At 69.1% G+C, this 1,344-nt stretch carries 1 protein-coding gene; it reads left to right on the forward strand.

All coding sequences use genetic code 11. The features are described 5' to 3' along the window. The first annotated feature begins 66 nt into the window (after positions 1 to 66). Positions 67 to 1,329, forward strand: a complete 1,263-nt coding sequence (locus ACIQ87_RS40305; protein ID WP_402417251.1) for an IS256 family transposase — start codon at positions 67 to 69, stop codon at positions 1,327 to 1,329. The last annotated feature ends 15 nt before the right edge of the window (positions 1,330 to 1,344 follow it).

Consider the following 1,344-nt stretch of genomic DNA (forward strand, 5'->3'; position numbering starts at 1 on the left):
CACCGGATCGAGTCGGTTCCTGACGGATCGGTTTCGTCGGAGCCGGAAACGGCCGATGCCTTGGGCATGGGGCCGAGGAAGAATACTGGCGGATCGGACGTGGTGGCGTCGGTCGCCGAGCTGGCGGCCGAGCAGGCCAGGGCCGGCGGGATGCAGCTGCTCGGTGAGGGCGGGCTGCTCCAGCAGCTCACCCGGCACCTGCTCCAGGAAGCCCTGGAGGCCGAGATGGACGAGCACCTGGCCGGCACCGCGGAGCCCGGCCGTTCGTCCCGCAAGGGAGGCAACGCCCGCAACGGCTACCGGATGAAGACGGTGATGACCGAGGCCGGGCCGGTCACCCTTGAGATCCCCCGGGACCGGGCCGGAACCTTCGAGCCGAAGGTCCTGCCCAGGCACGCACGCCGGACCGAAGGGCTGGACGCCCTCGTCGTGTCGCTGACCGCCAAGGGCCTGACCTCCGGCGAGATCGTCGCACACCTGGCCGAGGTCTACGGCATGACCACCAGCAAGGAGACGGTCTCGACCATCACCGACCGGGTCCTGGACGGCATGGCCGACTGGCGCACCCGTCCCCTCGACCCCGTCTATCCGGTGCTGTTCGTGGACGCCGTGAACATCAAGGTCCGCGACGGCCAGGTCGCCAACCGGCCCGTCTACGTGGTCCTGGGCGTGACCGCCGACGGCTACCGCGACATCCTGGGCCTGTGGACCTCGGGCACAGGCGAGGGCGCGAAGTACTGGCAGTCCGTCCTGACCGAGATCAAGAACCGCGGTGTGAAGGACTGCCTGATCCTGGTCTGCGACGGCCTGACCGGCCTGCCCGAGGCGGTCGCCCAGGTCTGGCCGCAAACGGTGGTCCAAACCTGCATCGTCCACCTACTGCGGAACTCGTTCCGTTACACGTCCAAGCGGGACTGGGCAGCGGTGGCCCGGGACCTCAAGCCCGTCTACACCGCGCCGAACGAGGCCGCGGCGCTGGAGCGGTTCGCCGAGTTCGCCGCCGCCTGGGAGGCGAACTACCCGGCAGTGGTGAAACTCTGGGAGAGGGCCTGGCCCGAGATGGTCCCCTTCCTCGCCTTCGACACCGAGATCCGAAAGATCATCTGCACCACCAACGCCATCGAGAGTCTCAACTCCCGCTACCGCAGGGCCGCCAGCGCCTGCGGCCACTTCCCCAACGAGCAGGCCGCACTCAAACGGCTCTACCTCGCGACCCTCGCCCTCGACCCCACAGGACGCGGCCGCAAGCGCTGGAGCAACCGCTGGATGGGCGCTCTGAACGCCTTCGACATGGCCTTCGACGGCCGCCTGTCAGCCGGACGGGCGTAGGCCACTCGGCCCACA

Origin of the sequence: Kitasatospora sp. NPDC096204, assembly GCF_044763205.1 — a bacterium.
GTDB lineage: Bacteria > Actinomycetota > Actinomycetes > Streptomycetales > Streptomycetaceae > Kitasatospora.

Coding starts and splice junctions, on each gene's coding strand:
- ACIQ87_RS40305 (WP_402417251.1), top strand. CDS start 67: ATGGGGCCGAGGAAGAATACTGGCGGATCGGACGTGGTGGCGTCGGTC.